General features: G+C 63.8%; 10 protein-coding genes and 2 riboswitches. Of the genes, 1 reads left to right on the forward strand and 9 read right to left on the reverse strand.

The window, feature by feature from the left end:
- Positions 1–53 precede the first annotated feature (53 nt).
- The gene (locus D0T11_RS12650; RefSeq protein WP_119656150.1) at positions 54–503 is read right to left on the reverse strand and encodes a DUF4890 domain-containing protein; all 450 of its coding nucleotides are present in this window, start codon (positions 501–503) and stop codon (positions 54–56) included.
- A 383-nt stretch (positions 504–886) separates the two neighbouring features.
- Positions 887–977: riboswitch (SAM riboswitch) on the forward strand.
- A gap of 261 nt (positions 978–1,238) precedes the next feature.
- On the opposite strand from D0T11_RS12650, the gene D0T11_RS12655 reads away from it, so the two are divergent.
- On the forward strand, positions 1,239–2,708 hold the full coding sequence (locus tag D0T11_RS12655; RefSeq protein ID WP_119656151.1) for an amino acid permease: 1,470 nt from the start codon (positions 1,239–1,241) through the stop codon (positions 2,706–2,708).
- Between the two features lie 241 nt (positions 2,709–2,949).
- Here D0T11_RS12655 and D0T11_RS23460 read toward each other — a convergent pair whose 3' ends face one another.
- The 8 genes from D0T11_RS23460 to D0T11_RS12695 form a co-directional block, all read right to left on the reverse strand.
- Positions 2,950–4,467 carry a TSUP family transporter gene (locus D0T11_RS23460; RefSeq protein ID WP_182888383.1) on the reverse strand — a complete coding sequence of 506 codons (1,518 nt, stop codon included), beginning with the start codon at positions 4,465–4,467 and terminating at the stop codon, positions 2,950–2,952.
- A 188-nt stretch (positions 4,468–4,655) separates the two neighbouring features.
- The gene (locus D0T11_RS12665; protein WP_119656153.1) at positions 4,656–6,371 is read right to left on the reverse strand and encodes an NADPH-dependent assimilatory sulfite reductase hemoprotein subunit; all 1,716 of its coding nucleotides are present in this window, start codon (positions 6,369–6,371) and stop codon (positions 4,656–4,658) included.
- A 115-nt stretch (positions 6,372–6,486) separates the two neighbouring features.
- Positions 6,487–7,188: a DUF2490 domain-containing protein gene (locus tag D0T11_RS12670; protein ID WP_119656154.1), complete on the reverse strand. Its 702-nt coding sequence runs from the start codon at positions 7,186–7,188 to the stop codon at positions 6,487–6,489.
- A 153-nt stretch (positions 7,189–7,341) separates the two neighbouring features.
- Positions 7,342–9,186, reverse strand: a complete 1,845-nt coding sequence (locus D0T11_RS12675; RefSeq protein ID WP_119656155.1) for an assimilatory sulfite reductase (NADPH) flavoprotein subunit — start codon at positions 9,184–9,186, stop codon at positions 7,342–7,344.
- Between the two features lie 43 nt (positions 9,187–9,229).
- Complete coding sequence (gene cobA, locus D0T11_RS12680; RefSeq protein WP_119656156.1) at positions 9,230–9,991, reverse strand: uroporphyrinogen-III C-methyltransferase; 762 nt, start codon at positions 9,989–9,991, stop codon at positions 9,230–9,232.
- Between the two features lie 205 nt (positions 9,992–10,196).
- Positions 10,197–11,486 (reverse strand): sulfate adenylyltransferase subunit 1, encoded by a 1,290-nt coding sequence (locus D0T11_RS12685; protein ID WP_220473728.1) that lies wholly within the window; start codon positions 11,484–11,486, stop codon positions 10,197–10,199.
- A gap of 123 nt (positions 11,487–11,609) precedes the next feature.
- On the reverse strand, positions 11,610–12,518 hold the full coding sequence (cysD, locus tag D0T11_RS12690) for a sulfate adenylyltransferase subunit CysD (RefSeq protein WP_119656157.1): 909 nt from the start codon (positions 12,516–12,518) through the stop codon (positions 11,610–11,612).
- Positions 12,519–12,718: 200 nt separating this feature from the next.
- Complete coding sequence (locus D0T11_RS12695) at positions 12,719–13,504, reverse strand: phosphoadenylyl-sulfate reductase (RefSeq protein WP_119656158.1); 786 nt, start codon at positions 13,502–13,504, stop codon at positions 12,719–12,721.
- 317 nt (positions 13,505–13,821) lie between these two features.
- A riboswitch (SAM riboswitch) is annotated at positions 13,822–13,913 on the reverse strand.
- Positions 13,914–14,278: the final 365 nt, after the last annotated feature.

Consider the following 14,278-nt stretch of genomic DNA (forward strand, 5'->3'; position numbering starts at 1 on the left):
CGGCAGCTGGTACCGGGGCTCTTTTTCGTTGAGTCAATCAGGTGAGCGGAAGCTTAGCTTTTGCCCTGCTTCACTTCCTGCCGACCCTGACCCTGGTGGTTCTTGCGCTTGGCCATCTTATCGGCCTGCAGCTGGGTGTACTTGGCGTACTGGTCGGCGCTCAGGATCTGCTTGAGTTGGGCGTCGTACTGGGCTTTGCCGGCCTTCATGGCCGCGTGGTGCTGCTTCTTATCGGCTTTGGCAACGGCAGTGCCGGCCTGGGCTTTGTGGGTTTGCATGGCCTGGGCGCGGCTCAGGTGCAGCTGACGAACCTGCTGGGTCTGGGTGGCCGAGAGGTTGAGCTTCTGGGTCAGGCGCTGAGCCGAACGGTCGGCGCGCTGTTCGGGGGTGAGGTTGGCGTGCTCGCCCCTGTGGTGCTGGCCGTGGGCGGCTTTGGCGGGAACCGACTGGGCCGAAGCGGCGGAGAACGAAAAGGCGGCGAGGATAACGAGGAACTTTTTCATGGTGCTTTATGGGAAAGTTTATATTCGAAGGAAAAAAGCTCGCTGGCCATCCGGACTGGCGTTTGAGCTTCTGACTGGGTATTTGCAACTCCGGTGCCAGTTTTGCCGCCCAAGCCACAAATCAGCGTACTTGAAAAATTTAAATTTTTGGATTAAACCTTAGCTCCTCCTGATAATCAGGTTTTGTAAGTGGTTGTAAACAAGGTTTCTGTGAATGTCCGGGGTGGAGGTAAGGGCTCTATTGCCCTTAAAAAAAAGGGTGGATCACAGGCTTTGAACGTGCCCGCAAAGGCCACGCAATGGCCCGGTTGGGCAATAGGGTTGCCGGGGCAACGATCCGGATTTACCTTTGCGGCACCAATTCTTTACCCCACAAAGGATTGTTTTTATAAAGAGGCGCTGAGAGACAGGCTCGAAGAAGCGTCGGCAACCATCCGCCAGCCGGAACGGTGCCAATTCCTGACCATATAAAAACAAGTTGCCGTGCGCTTTTCACCCCCTTTTACTGCCCCCGTTGCTGTTGTTGCCCTCGTTTTGCCAGGCTCGTTGGGCCGGGTTATGCGTTGTTGTTGCGCGGGTTGTTGGGACTGAGTAGCCGGCGGGGCGGGATGTCCCGGTCATTCTTGCCCATTTTCCTTTTTCCGTAGTCCCGCCGCCGGCTGAGCCGGGTTGCGAGGCGACTACTCCATTTTCTTCCCATTGCACCAAGCCACAGGCTTGGCGGCGTTTGCTGTTATGCTCAAAAAATCATTGGCGCTGCTCCGGCTCGAAGCGGCCGAAACGGGGGCGAATACCCTCAAGCGAAGCCTGAACGGCTTCAACCTCATTACTATTGGCATCGGCGTCATCATCGGGGCGGGCCTGTTCTCGCTCACCGGCATTGCGGCCGCCAACAACGCCGGGCCGGCCGTTACGCTCTCCTTCGTGGTGGCGGCCGTGGGCTGCGCCTTCTCGGCGCTCTGCTACGCCGAGTTTGCCTCTTTGGTGCCGGTGGCCGGCTCCGCCTACACCTACGCTTACGCTACCATGGGCGAGCTTTTCGCCTGGATCATCGGCTGGGATTTGATTCTGGAATACTCGGTGGGCGCGGCCACGGTGGCCATCAGCTGGTCGCAGTACCTGCTCAAGTTTCTGGGCAAGTACGGCATTCACCTGCCGCCCCAGCTGGTGATGTCGCCGTTTGAAACGGCCACGCTGGCCGGCGGGGGCGGCGAGGTGCACGGGCTGGTAAATGTGCCGGCCATGCTCATCGTGTTGGCTATCACACTCATCATTATTCGCGGCATGTCGGGCTCGGCGTGGTTTAATGCGCTGGTGGTCACGCTGAAAGTGGCGGTGGTGCTGGTGTTCATTGCTTTGGGCTGGCAGTACATCGACCCCGCCAACTACCACCCCTACATCCCGACCAATACCGGCACGTTCGGGGAGTTTGGCTGGAGCGGGGTGCTGCGCGGGGCGGGCGTGGTATTCTTCGTGTTCATCGGCTTCGATATTGTGGCCACCATGGCCCAGGAAACCAAGAATCCGCAGCGTAATATGCCCATTGGCATCATCGGCTCGCTGGTGGTGTGCACGGTGCTGTTCGTGCTCTTCAGCTACGTAATGACGGGGCTGGCCAACTACACCGAGTTCAAGGACAGTGCCGCGCCGGTGGCTATTGCCATCGAGAAAACGCCCTACGCCTGGCTGTCGGGCGCCGTTATCCTGGCCATTATTATCGGCTACACCTCCGTTATTCTGGTGGATCTGCTGGGCCAGAGCCGGGTGTTTTTCAGCATGGCCAAGGATGGGCTGCTGCCCCCGGTATTCGCCCGCATTCATGAGCGGTTCCGCACGCCGCTGCAATCCAACCTGCTGCTGGGCGGGTTCATTGCCCTGTTCGCGGGCTTCGTGCCCATCTCGGTAGTGGGCGAAATGACGAGCATCGGTACGCTGCTGGCTTTTGTGATGGTGTGCGTGGGTGTGCTCATCATGCGCAAGCGCGAGCCCGACGCCCCGCGTGGTTTCCGCACGCCCTGGGTGCCGGTAGTACCTATGCTGGGCATCCTGACCTGCATGGTCATGATGGTGTCCTTGCCCTGGGAAACGTGGCTGCGGCTGGCCGTGTGGCTGGCCATTGGACTGGCCATTTATTTCGGCTACGGCCGCAAGCACAGCAAACTGGGCCAGCAGGCCCGTGCTGAAGCAGCGCGGCGGGTGGCGTAGTGATTCGGGTCTTCACAAAACACAACCTGCCGGCTCGTTTACCGGCTCGTTTAGGGCCGGCAGGTTGTGTTTTGACGGGTGGGTTGTTGTGGTGAGTTGGGGGGCTGGATCAAGGCTGGAGCCGACATTGGGCATATCGGTCGCATGGTTGGGGAGCTGGCTGCCTGACCTGCCGGCCCATCCATAGAAATGCCCCGCCGGTCGTCTGGCGGGGCATTTCTATGGCATCAGAGAGTACACTTTACATAAACACCTTCCGCAATGCCCACAGGCTCCAGACGATGACCATCAGGCCCACGCCCAGGAACATCCAGCGGATGGGCAGGCGGCCGGCGAGGCGGGCGGCCAGGGGCGCGGCGGCCACGCCGCCCACAATCAGGCCCAGTACAATTTGCCAGTGCGTAACGCCCAGGGCCGCGAAAAACGTGGCGGCGCTGGCAAACGTGACGAAGAACTCCGTGATGCTGACCGTGCCAATCACGTACTGGGGCGTGCGGCCCCCGGCAATGAGGGTGCTGGTGACCAGCGGCCCCCAGCCGCCCCCGCCAAACGAATCGAGGAAGCCCCCGGCGGCGGCCAGCAGCCCCAGCTTCTTGTGTTTTTTGCGCGGGCCGGGTTTGGCAAAGGCTTTGGAAATGATGCGCAGGCCCAGCAGCAGCAGGTATAGGGCCAGAATGGGCTTCACGAAGCTGGCGTAGGCCTCACCGAAATACGTCAGCAGCAAAGCCCCCGTCACGGCCCCGAGCACGCCCGGAATCAGCATGACCTTGAACAGCTTGCGGTTCACATTGCCGAGGCGGTAATGGTGGTAGCCCGAGGCCCCGCTGGAAAACATTTCGGCCGAGTGGATGCTCGCACTCACGGCCGCCGGGGTGATGTTGAGGCTCATCAGGCTGATGGCCGTGACCACCCCGTAGCCCATGCCCAGCATCCCGTCGATGAGCTGGGCCCCGAAGCCGATGGCCACGAACACGTAGAATGTGCGCGAAGAAGTAGCCAGCGTAACGGCCTCCTGCCAGGTGAAATAGTGAGCCAGCACCGTGTAAAGTACCAGCGCGGCCAGCACCGTCAGCGTCAGCAGAGCCAGCCGCCGCCACCGCCGCGTCGGCGGCGACTCGTAGGCCCGGCCGCCGGTCAGCTCGGCCGTTACGGCGTTCAGGGACCGGACCTTGTGGGCGAAGTCGCCGCCGACTTTCTCCCGGATGATGCCCATGCGCTGGAGCACGTCGTGGAGTTCATCGGGCAGGGTGTGGGTGAGCATTTCGCGCAGGCGCTTGGCCACCGTGGGCGACTTGCCGTTGGTGCTGATGGCAATTTTGAGGTCGCCCTTCTGCACAATGGAGCCGAGGTAGAAGTCGCAGGCGGCGGGCGTGTCGGCCACGTTGCAGAGCAGGCGCTGGCGGGTGGCGTCGGCCTTGATTTGCAGGTTGAGGGCCTTGTCGTCGGTGGCGACGATAACCAGGTCGTGGCCCACGAGGTGGGTAGGGTCGTAGGGGTGCTCGCGGAGCTGCACGGCGGGATGCTGGCCGGCCAGCACCCGTAGTTCGGGGCCGAACCAGGTAGCCACCACCGTAATGGCGGCGTTGGGGCTGTTGGCCAGCATGGCCGAGAGCTTCTCGAAGCCCACGGCCCCGCCGCCCACCAGCAGCACGTGCAGCTGCTCCAGCTTCAGAAACACCGGAAACAGGCGGTTGCCGGCCGTGGCCGCTAGCGGGGGCGGCTCGGGCGGCGGCAGTAAGAAAGAGGAGGAAAGGGGCATGGGTGGCGGTGGTTGGGTTGATGGTTCTGTCATCCTGAGCAGCGCGAAAGGACCTTAGCACGGTAGGATCGTTATTACGTCGGTTCCCGCAGAGGGTCGCAGAGGGATGCGCAGAGGCACGCTGAGCCGTTCAAATTGCTCTGGTGATAAGGTCCTTCGCGCGGCTCAGGATGACAGGAAGGATGGGGTTACTCGTGAAACGTGAGCCCGCTGGTGGTAGGCTGCACGTAACCGCGACGGATGGAGAAATCACCAAACCGCTCGGCGGGCTGGCGGTTTTGGGCGTAGTCGGCCAGCAGGGGGGTGAGCTCCGCCACAATGCCGTCTTCGTCGAGCATTTCCTTGTAGAGCTTGTTCATCCGCTCCCCGTTGAAAGCGGCGCCGAGGTAGAGGTTGTAGCGGCCCACGGCCCGGCCCACCAACCCGATTTCGCCGAGGTAGGGGCGGGCGCAGCCGTTGGGGCAGCCCGTCATTCGGAGTAGAATATCCTCCTGGGCAAGACCTTGCTGGATAATAACTTGTTCCAATCTATCCAATAATTCCGGAAGATACCGCTCGGCCTCCGCGAAGGCCAGCGAACAGGTGGGCAGGGCCACGCAGGCCAGGGCCCCGCGCCGCAGCCCGGTGGCGGGGCCGCCGGTTTCCACGGGCACGCCGTGTTCCTGCAACAGGGCCTGCACCGCGAGGCGGTCCTCGGGGGTAACGTTGGCAATGATGAGGTTCTGGTTGCCGGTGAGGCGGAAGTCGCCGGAGTGGAAACGGGCAATTTCGCGCAGGGCGGTTTTGAGGCGGTAGCCCTCCCGGTCGAGGACCCGGCCGCCTTCCACGAACAGGGTCAGGTGGGCGCGCCCGTCGGCGGCCTCGCTCCACCCGAAGGCGTCGCCGGAGCTGCGGAACGCGTAGGGGCGGGCCGGCTCCAGGGCGTAACCCAGGCGCTGGTTGAGCTCCTGCCGGAACACCTCCAGCCCCACCCGGTCCAGGGTGTACTTGAGGCGGCTGAACTTGCGGTTTTCACGGTTGCCCCAGTCGCGCTGAATCGTCACGATTTTCTCGCACACGTCCACCACGTTTTCGGTGGGCACGAAGCCGATCAGGTCGGCCAGGCGGGGGTAGGTTTCGGCCATCCCGAAGGTCATGCCCATGCCACCGCCCACAGCCACGTTGAAGCCCAGCAGCTGCCCTTTTTCCACAATGGCAATCAGGCCCAGGTCGTTGGCGAAGATGTCGGTGTCGTTGTGGGGCGGCAGGGCCAGGGCAATTTTGAACTTGCGGGGCAGGTAGGTTTTGCCGTAGATGGGCTCGGCGTCCTCCTCGCCCTCGTTGGGCGCGCTGCTGAACTGCGACTCCCCATCGAGCCAGAGCTCCCAGTAGGCCGAGGTGCGGGGCGTGAGGTGGGCGCTGATCTGCTTCGACACCTCGTACACCTGGGCGTGAACCGGGCTCTCGTGGGGGTTGGGGTTGCACATCACGTTGCGGTTCACGTCGCCGCAGCCCGCAATGCTGTCGAGCAGAGCCGCGTTGAAGCCCTGAATGGTTTGTTTCAGGTCGCGCTTGCGCACGCCGTGGAGTTGGAAGGCCTGGCGGGTGGTGAGCTTGAGGGTCTGGTTGCCGTATTCGTCGGCCAGCTCATCCATGCGCAGCCACTGCGCGGGCGAGGCAATGCCGCCCGGCACCCGCACCCGGATCATGAGCGAATACAGCGGCTCCAGCTTCTGGCGCTTGCGCTCCGAGTCCAGGTCGCGGTCCGTTTGCTGGTAGGAGCCGTGGAATTTGATGAGGTGGGTATCGTCGGGGTAGAGGGCGCCGGTGAGGGGGTTGAGCAGGCTCTCGGCCAGGGTGCCGCGCAGGTAGTTGCTGGCATCCTTGACGTGTTCGACTTCGGAAAGTTTGGGGGTATCGGCCATGAGGGTAGTTCTGGAGTGGGCCTCACCCCCCGGCCCCTTCTCCTCGGGGAGCGGGGGAGCCAGACGATGGAGGCGATGCACATTGTGACTGTTGGGCGCTGCGTAGCTTGGGGCCTTAGCTTTGGGGCGGGCGGTGGAGGAGCAGGTCTTTGGAAAGGGTGAGGCGTAGCACGTGGCGGTCGAGGTAGTCGGGGCGGTGGTAGCGGCGCTGGTAGAGCCAGAGGTAGCCCAGTTCGGCGGCGAAACCCGCGCCCAGCTGGTGCTCGGTGCCGGCGTAGAGGCGGTTCTGGTCGAAGCTGTTGGGGTTAAGCAGCAGTTCATCGGAGGCCCGGAGCTTCCAGCGGTCGGCCAGCTGCCAGTCGGTCTGGAGGCGGTAGCGCAGGCGGGCTCGGGTGGTCCAGGGAGCCGGCAGCTCGGTGGCGGCGGGTTCCAGCCAGCGTTGCTCCAGGCGCAGGCGGCTGAGCAGGTGCACCCGTTGGCTGAGCGGAGTGGTGAGGGTGGCTTCGGCAAAGCCGCGTCCTTCCTGCAAGGCCGGCCCACCCGAAACGGGGGGCTGGCGGGAGTAGCTCAGGCCCAGGCCCACAGCAAGCGGCGTGGCCAGGCGGTAGTGCAGGTGCTGGTGGGTGATGAGCTGCCATTGCCGGCCGGGGCGCAGCAGGCGGCGCTCGTCCAGCTCACTGTGCCAGGTCCAGCGGTCCGTCAGCTTCACCCGCAGGTAGGCCCGCAGCCAGTAGCCCGGCTGGTGCAGGGTCTGACCGCCCGCCAGGTGGGCCAGCGGCAGGAGCAGGAGCAGGAGAAAAAGCCGGGTTCGGGGCATGGAATGGCGTTCTGGGGGCAACCTCACCCCCGGCCCCCTCTCCTCGGGGAGAGGGGGAGCCTGACGAGCTGGGTGGTTGTGGTTGTATGGTTGACGTGGTTTGGGCGGGGGTAGAGACGCGGTACTTCGCGTCTTCGTCGTTGCTCCTAAACCTTAGTACACGTCCTCAAGGAACCGGCGGGCCTTTTTGAGCTGGCGCAGGTACTCGGCGGCGTAGTCGGCATCGTGGCCGCTTTCCTGCTGAATGATCCGGAGCAGGGCCTGTTGCACATCGTGGGCCATGCGGGTTTTGTCGCCGCAGACGTAGAAGTAGGCCCCGTTTTCGAGTTGGTCGTACACGCGGCGGCTTTGCTCCAGCAAGCGCTGCTGCACGTATATTTTCGCGGCCTGGTCGCGGGAGAAAGCCAGGTCGAGCCGGTTGAGGGTGCCGCGCTTGAGGTGCTGCTGCCACTCGGTCTGGTAGAGGAAGTCGGTGGTGAAGTGGGGGTTGCCGAACAGCAGCCAGTTCCGGCCCGCCGCGCCGGTTTCGGCCCGCTCCTCCACAAACGCCCGGAAGGGCGCCACCCCGGTGCCGGGCCCCACCATAATGAGGTCGGTAGCCGCGTCCGGGGGCAGCTTGAAGTACTCGTTGCGGTCAACCCACACCCGGGCGTGCTCCCCCACGGCCAGGTGGTCGGCCTGGTAGCCGGAGCAGGTGCCGTGCTTGGCGCGGCCGTTGGTGGCGTAGCGCACCGCACCCACCGTCAGGTGCACTTCCTCGGGGTGGGCGGCCAGTGACGACGCAATGGAGTAGGCCCGGGCCGGCAACGGCCGCAGCACCGCCGCCAGCTGCTGGCCCGAGAGGTCCACCGGGAATTCGGTCAGCAAATCGGCCACGTCGCGGCCGTAGAGGAAGGTGCCCAGGTTCGGTTTGTCGGCCAGAATTTCCTGGAGTTCCGCGTGCTGCGGGGCCACGGCGGCGTAGCGCTCCAGCACGTCGCGGGTGAGCACCGAGAGCTCCAGACGCTCGGTGAGGGCGGTGGTCAGGTCCAGCTCTTCGGCATCGAGGCGCACTGGGGCGGCGGCCGTCAGGCGGGCGGCTTCCAGCACCTCCTGCACCAGGGTCGGGCGGTTGCGGGGCTGCACCAGCAGGGCGTCGCCGGGCTCGTAGGTCAGGCCCGAATCGGCGAGGGAAAACTCCAGGTGGTAGGTTTCCCTGGTCGAGCCCCGGCCGTTGAGCTGAATTTTCTCCAGCAGCTCGGCCGCGAAGGGGTGGCGGGCGTTGTACTCCACGGCGGCGGGCAGCGCGGCCGGTTCCGGGGCGTAGCTTCCGCCCACGCTGGCCATCACCGCCGCCCCGGTTGCTACCGGCGCGGGAGCGGGCTGCCACTCGGCAATTCGGCTGAGTACCTGCTCGGCCCACTGGCGGGTCTCGTCCGCGAAGGCCACGTCGCAGTCGAGGCGCTCGGCCAGGCGGCGGCCGCCCAGCTCGGCCAGGCGCTGGTCGAACTCGAAGCCGGTCTGGCAGTATTGCAGGTAGCTTTTATCGCCCAAAGCCAGCACCGCGTACTGTAGCTCCGGCAGCTTGGGGGCGCGGGTGCTGAGCAGAAACTGGTGCAGCTCCTCGGCCGCAATGGGCGGGTCGCCCTCACCCTGGGTGCTCACCACCACCAGCAGCAGCTGTTCGGTTTTGAGGTCCCGGGGGGGGTAGTCGTTCATGTCGCGCACGGTGGGCGCGAGGCCCCGGCGGCGGGCGGCCTCGGCAACGATGCCGGCCGCTTTCTGGCTGTTGCCAGTCTGGGAGCCGAACAGGATGGTGAGCCGGCCGGTCTCCGCCGCCGCTACGGCGGCGGCCGGAGCAGCCAGCGGGGCGGGGGCGCTGCCCGAGACGCCGGCCCGGCCGTAGAGGTAGCCGCTCAGCCAGATCAGCTGCTGGTCGGTGAGGCCCGTTGTGAGTTGCTGCAGGGCCTGGTCGTTGAGGCCGGCGGGCAGCGTGGGGGAAGTTGAAAGGAGTGACATAGGACGTAGTGGTTGGGGCTGGGGCAACTGGAAGGCGCGGCGGCTACGCCGCGTACAGGGCCGGCAGCAGCGCCAGCTTCTCGGGGGTGGCCAGGCGCGTTACTTCGCCGATGATGATGATGGCCGGGGCCCCGATTTCGGCGGCGGCGGCGCGTTCCGGCAGCTCGGCCACCGGGCCAGTGACCAGGCGGGCGTGGGGCAGGGTCCCGTTCTGAATAATGGCGGCCGGCGTATCGGCGTGGCCCTGCTGGCAGAACTCGCGCACGATACGCGGCAGCTCGCCCAGGCCCATCAGAATGATGGTGGTACCCCGGGCGTCGCGGGCGGCCTCGCGGATGCTGCCGGCCAGCTCGCCGGTGGCGGTGGTGGCCGTAATCACCCGGAACCCTTCGCTCAGGCCCCGGTGCGTGACCGGGATGCCCGCCGCGCCAGCCGCGGCCACCGCGCTGCTGATGCCCGGTACGTAGTCCGTGAGCAGCCCGTGGGCCTCGGCGTAGAGCATTTCCTCCCGGCCTCGCCCGAATACGAACGGGTCGCCGCCCTTGAGGCGCACCACGTGGCCGTAGCGGCGGGCATAGTCCACAATCAGGGCGTTGATGTCGTCCTGGCCGTGGCTGCGCATGCCGCGCCGTTTGCCCACCGGCACCAGCACGGCCTCGGGGCGGGCGTGCCGGAGCAGGGCGCGGTTGGCCAGCGCATCATAAAGAACTACATCGGCTTCCGATAATACCCGCGCCCCTTTGAGCGTGAGCAGCTCCGGGTCGCCGGGGCCGGCACCGAGTACCGTAAGGCGGGGCGTTTGCATGGGTGAATGAGTGAGTGGGTGAATGAGTGAACCGTTGTGTCATCCTGAGCCTGCGAAGGACCTTATCCCGCCGGAACGACTCAGCATCCTCTGCGAAAACCTTCGCGTCCTCTGCGGGCTAAAAACGCCTGAACGAGTATCATTCTGACGTGAGAAGGTCCTTCGTCCTCGCTTGATGCGCGACATGCTCAGGATGACAGGGGCGCTAAATGGAAAACGCCACCGGTGGGGCTACCGGAACGGTGAAGTAGTCAGAGTTGGCGGCTTCCACGAGGCCGGCGGCCAGCGTGTCGCCGGTCAGCTCGTCTACCAGAATGAAGGAGCCGGTGGCGCGGTTGTCCTGGTAGAGGTCGAGGGCCAGGGGCAGGGCCGTTTTAAGGCGGATGCGCACGATGTCGTTGAGCTGGGCCTGCTCGGCGGCGGCTTTGGCGAAGGTGTGCACGTTCACCTTGTAAAGGATGGCCGACACGGCCGCTTTCGTGAGGGTGGAATGGTGCTGGACCAGCAGCTTGCGGCCGGGCCAGAGGGGCTGCTCGCTCATCCAGCACAGGGTGGCTTCCAGCTCCCGGGTAAGGGTGGGGGCCTCAGGGCCGGCCGGCACCAGGGCGTCGCCCCGGCTCACGTCCACATCGTCGCGCAGCCGGATGACCACGGGCTGGGGTGCCCGGGCCACTTCCACCTGCTGCTGGTTGACTTCGATGGCCTCAATTTCCGATTCCAGGCCCGACGGCAGCACCCGTACCCGCTGGCCCCGGCGGTACTCGCCGCTCAGAATCTGGCCGGCGTAGCCCCGGTAATCGGGCAGCTCGGGCGTCTGGGGCCGAATCACGTACTGCACCTGGAAGCGCGGGGCAAACGCGGTTTCCACCGCGCCGGGCACGCTTTCCAGGTGTGCCAGCAGGCTGGGTCCGGTGTACCAGGGCAGGTGCTGGGACGGCTTCACCACGTTATCCCCCTGGAGGGCGCTGAGCGGAATGGCGGTGGCGGCGGGCAAATTGAAGTGGTTGGTCAGCTCGGCGTAGTCGGTGGCGATGCGGGCAAAAATGGCCTCGTCGTAGTCTACCAGGTCCATCTTGTTCACGGCCAGCACAAAGTGCCGGATGCCCAGCAGCGCCGCAATCAGGGTGTGGCGGCGGGTTTGCTCAATTACGCCCTGACGCGCATCCACCAGCACAATGGCCAGGTCGGCGTTGCTGGCGCCCGTTACCATGTTGCGGGTATACTGCACGTGGCCGGGCGCATCGGTGATGATGAACTTGCGGCGGGGCGTGGTGAAGTACTTGTAGGCCACGTCGATGGTAATGCCCTGCTCGCGCTCGGCCCGCAGCCCGTCGGTGAGCAAAGCCAGATCCACCACGCCGCCCGCCGCCTGCCGCTTCTCCAGGGCCGCCAGCACATCCAGCGACACGGATTCCGAATCATACAGCAGCCGCCCGATCAGGGTGCTCTTGCCGTCGTCCACGCTGCCGCAGGTAATAAATCGAAGTAAGTCCATTGATGTAGTTGTCAGTTGTTGGTTGTCAGTTGTCAGTTTTTTGAGGAGGGTAGTTGTCGGGTTGTATGGTCGATAAAGGCATGTCGCGTCTAACAACTGACAACCAGCAACTGACAACTGCCATCAGAAGTACCCGTTCCGCTTCCGGTCTTCCATGCCGGCTTCCGAGATGTTGTCGTCGAGGCGGGTGGCGCCCCGCTCGCTTACTTTGGCCAGCAGCAGGTCCTGGATGATGTCTTCCACGGTGCGGGCGTCGCTTTCCACGGCGGCGGTGCAGGTGGAGTCGCCCACGGTGCGGAAGCGCACCTGCCGGGTCACGATTTCGTCCTCGGCACCGAGCTGGAGGTGTTCGGAGAGGCCCAGCAGCTGGCCCGAGGGCAGCACCACGCAGGTGCGCTCGTGGCCGAAGTAGATGTCGGGCAGGGCAATATTTTCGCGCTGAATGTAGCGCCACACGTCCAGCTCCGTCCAGTTAGAAATGGGGAACACGCGCACGTTTTCGCCCTTCTGAATGCGGCCGTTGTAGATGTTCCACAGCTCGGGCCGCTGGCGCTTGGGGTCCCACTGGCCAAACTCGTCGCGCACCGAGAAGATGCGCTCCTTGGCCCGGGCCTTCTCCTCGTCGCGGCGCGCGCCCCCAATACAGGCATCGAACTCGAACTCCTCAATCACCTCCAGCAACGTGTAGGTTTGCAGCGGATTCCGGCTCGGGAACTTGCCGCCCGGCTCGCGCAAACTCTGCCGCTTAATGGTGTCCTCCACTTTGCGCACGATGAGCTTCTCGCCCAGTTGGGCGGCCAGCAGGTCGCGGTAGGCCAGTACTTCGGGGAAGTTGTGGCCGGTATCCACGTGCACCAGCGGGAAGGGGAAGCGGCCGGGGCGGAAAGCCTTTTCGGCCAGGCGCGTGAGCACAATGGAATCCTTGCCGCCCGAAAACAGCAGGGCCGGCCGCTCAAACTGCCCCGCTACCTCCCGCAGGATGTGGATGGCTTCGGCTTCCAGCCGGTCGAGGTAATCGAAAGGGATACTCATATGGGTTCTGGATTTCAGTTCAGGTTTGACTGTCATCCTGAGCATGTCGCGCATCAAGCGAGGACGAAGGATCCTATCAGGTTTGCACGACAACCGGGCGACGATATTTTCCGCAGAGGTTCGCAGAGGAATGCGCTGAGGTTCGCAAAGTCCGTTGGGGCGTGAGAAGGCCCTTCGTCCTCGCTTGATGCGCGACATGCTCAGGATGACAGGTTTGTTATTGACTCCACTACCGGGTCGGGCCCATCGTGGTGCGGGGCGGTGGCGTGCAGGCCGCACTCCTTGGCCGAGAGGTCTTCCCACCACCAGCGGCCGGCCCGGAAATCCTCGCCGGGCTTAATGGCGCGGGTGCAGGGGGCGCACCCAATGCTCACAAAACCCTGCTGGTGCAGTGGGTTAACCGGAATTCCCCCGGCCTGCACAAAAGCCAGGGCCTGCTCCCAGGTCCAGTCGAAGAGCGGGTGCACCTTCACCAGGTTGTGGGCCGCATCCCACTCCAGCGGGTCCATGGTCTGGCGGTTCTGGGATTGTTCGGCCCGGATGCCGGTCACCCAGGCCCCGCGCCCGGCCAGAGCCCGGTTCAGGGGCTCTACCTTGCGAATGCGGCAGCACTCCTGGCGGTTCTCCACACTCTCGTAGAAGGAGTTAGGGCCTTTGTGCAGGAGCAGGTTTTCGAGGGTTTCGCGCTGGGGAGCGTACACCGCAATGGGCTTGCCGTACCGGAGCAGGGTCTTGTTCCAGGTAGCATAGGTTTCCTGGAAGTTGCGGCCCGTATCGAGGGTGAATACTTCAATGGGCAGGTCGTGGGCAAAAATCAGGTGACTGATGATCTGGTCTTCCAGCCCGAAGGAGGTGGAAAAAACGGCCTGGCCAGGGAAGGTTTCGGCTACCAGGCGCAGGCGTTCCAGGGCCGGGGCGGCCACCAGGCGGGGGCGCAGCTCGTCCAGCAAAGCATGAACGGCCGGCGCAGCGTCAGCTACGGACATAACAGGAAGGGGGAGGAGGAAGCGGACCCCACGCGGGGGCCAGGCATTCCGGCCAGGGGATGGTCCCGGGGGAGGAGCCGGAGTGCCTAAGGCAACCCCCGGACCCGCGCGGCGGGACGAGAAAACTCGGGGGTACCTACCCGACTATCCGCCCGTCAGGCGTCAGTCAGCTGGTAGCAACACCCGAACCAGGAACAAAAAGGTTCGTGCCTACTTGCAACAACAGCCCATGCCCGGCATACCACAACAGCCATGCTGTACAGCACAGAGGGTAGCAGAAACGGCGGCGAAGTTGGGGGAGCGGTGCACGGTTGTTGTTTTTATATGGTCAGGACTTGGCACCGTTGCGGATTTTCCGCTGGTTGCCGGCGTTTCGTCGAGCCTGTCTCTCCGCGCCTCTTTATAAAAACAATCCTTTGTGGGGTAAAGAATTGGTGCCCCAAAGGTAAGGGGCGAAATTTTACACTTCCAAATAGTGGCTTCTTTTGATAAGGTAGGCCATGGTGGAAAAGTATAAAATCATGAGTTTCTATCTGCCGTGGTTGCTGTTGCCTCTCTATTATCGTATTTCTTGTTGGGATATATATAAGATATTGATAAAAAGAGCATTAAAGAATAAAGTATGCTGATTTATCGAGCTGAAAGACACTGTTTGTAAAAACAAGATAATCGATCCTGATAAAAAAAGTCATATAAAATTTAGACTAAAAATGTTCTGCAGGGAAGCGTTTTACCCCGCAAACTACCACGCCCCGGCKGGGAGGGCGAACCTCC

It is taken from the genome of Hymenobacter rubripertinctus, from assembly GCF_003583925.1.
Classification (GTDB): Bacteria; Bacteroidota; Bacteroidia; order Cytophagales; family Hymenobacteraceae; genus Hymenobacter; species Hymenobacter rubripertinctus.

Excerpts from the sequence above, each read along its gene's own strand:
- D0T11_RS12670 (WP_119656154.1), bottom strand. The coding sequence starts at position 7,188 with ATGCCCCGAACCCGGCTTTTTCTCCTGCTCCTGCTCCTGCCGCTGGCC.
- D0T11_RS12675 (WP_119656155.1), bottom strand. The coding sequence starts at position 9,186 with ATGTCACTCCTTTCAACTTCCCCCACGCTGCCCGCCGGCCTCAACGAC.
- D0T11_RS12695 (WP_119656158.1), bottom strand. The coding sequence starts at position 13,504 with ATGTCCGTAGCTGACGCTGCGCCGGCCGTTCATGCTTTGCTGGACGAG.
- D0T11_RS12655 (WP_119656151.1), top strand. The coding sequence starts at position 1,239 with ATGCTCAAAAAATCATTGGCGCTGCTCCGGCTCGAAGCGGCCGAAACG.
- D0T11_RS23460 (WP_182888383.1), bottom strand. The coding sequence starts at position 4,467 with ATGCCCCTTTCCTCCTCTTTCTTACTGCCGCCGCCCGAGCCGCCCCCG.
- cobA (WP_119656156.1), bottom strand. The coding sequence starts at position 9,991 with ATGCAAACGCCCCGCCTTACGGTACTCGGTGCCGGCCCCGGCGACCCG.
- D0T11_RS12650 (WP_119656150.1), bottom strand. The coding sequence starts at position 503 with ATGAAAAAGTTCCTCGTTATCCTCGCCGCCTTTTCGTTCTCCGCCGCT.
- D0T11_RS12665 (WP_119656153.1), bottom strand. The coding sequence starts at position 6,371 with ATGGCCGATACCCCCAAACTTTCCGAAGTCGAACACGTCAAGGATGCC.
- cysD (WP_119656157.1), bottom strand. The coding sequence starts at position 12,518 with ATGAGTATCCCTTTCGATTACCTCGACCGGCTGGAAGCCGAAGCCATC.
- D0T11_RS12685 (WP_220473728.1), bottom strand. The coding sequence starts at position 11,486 with ATGGACTTACTTCGATTTATTACCTGCGGCAGCGTGGACGACGGCAAG.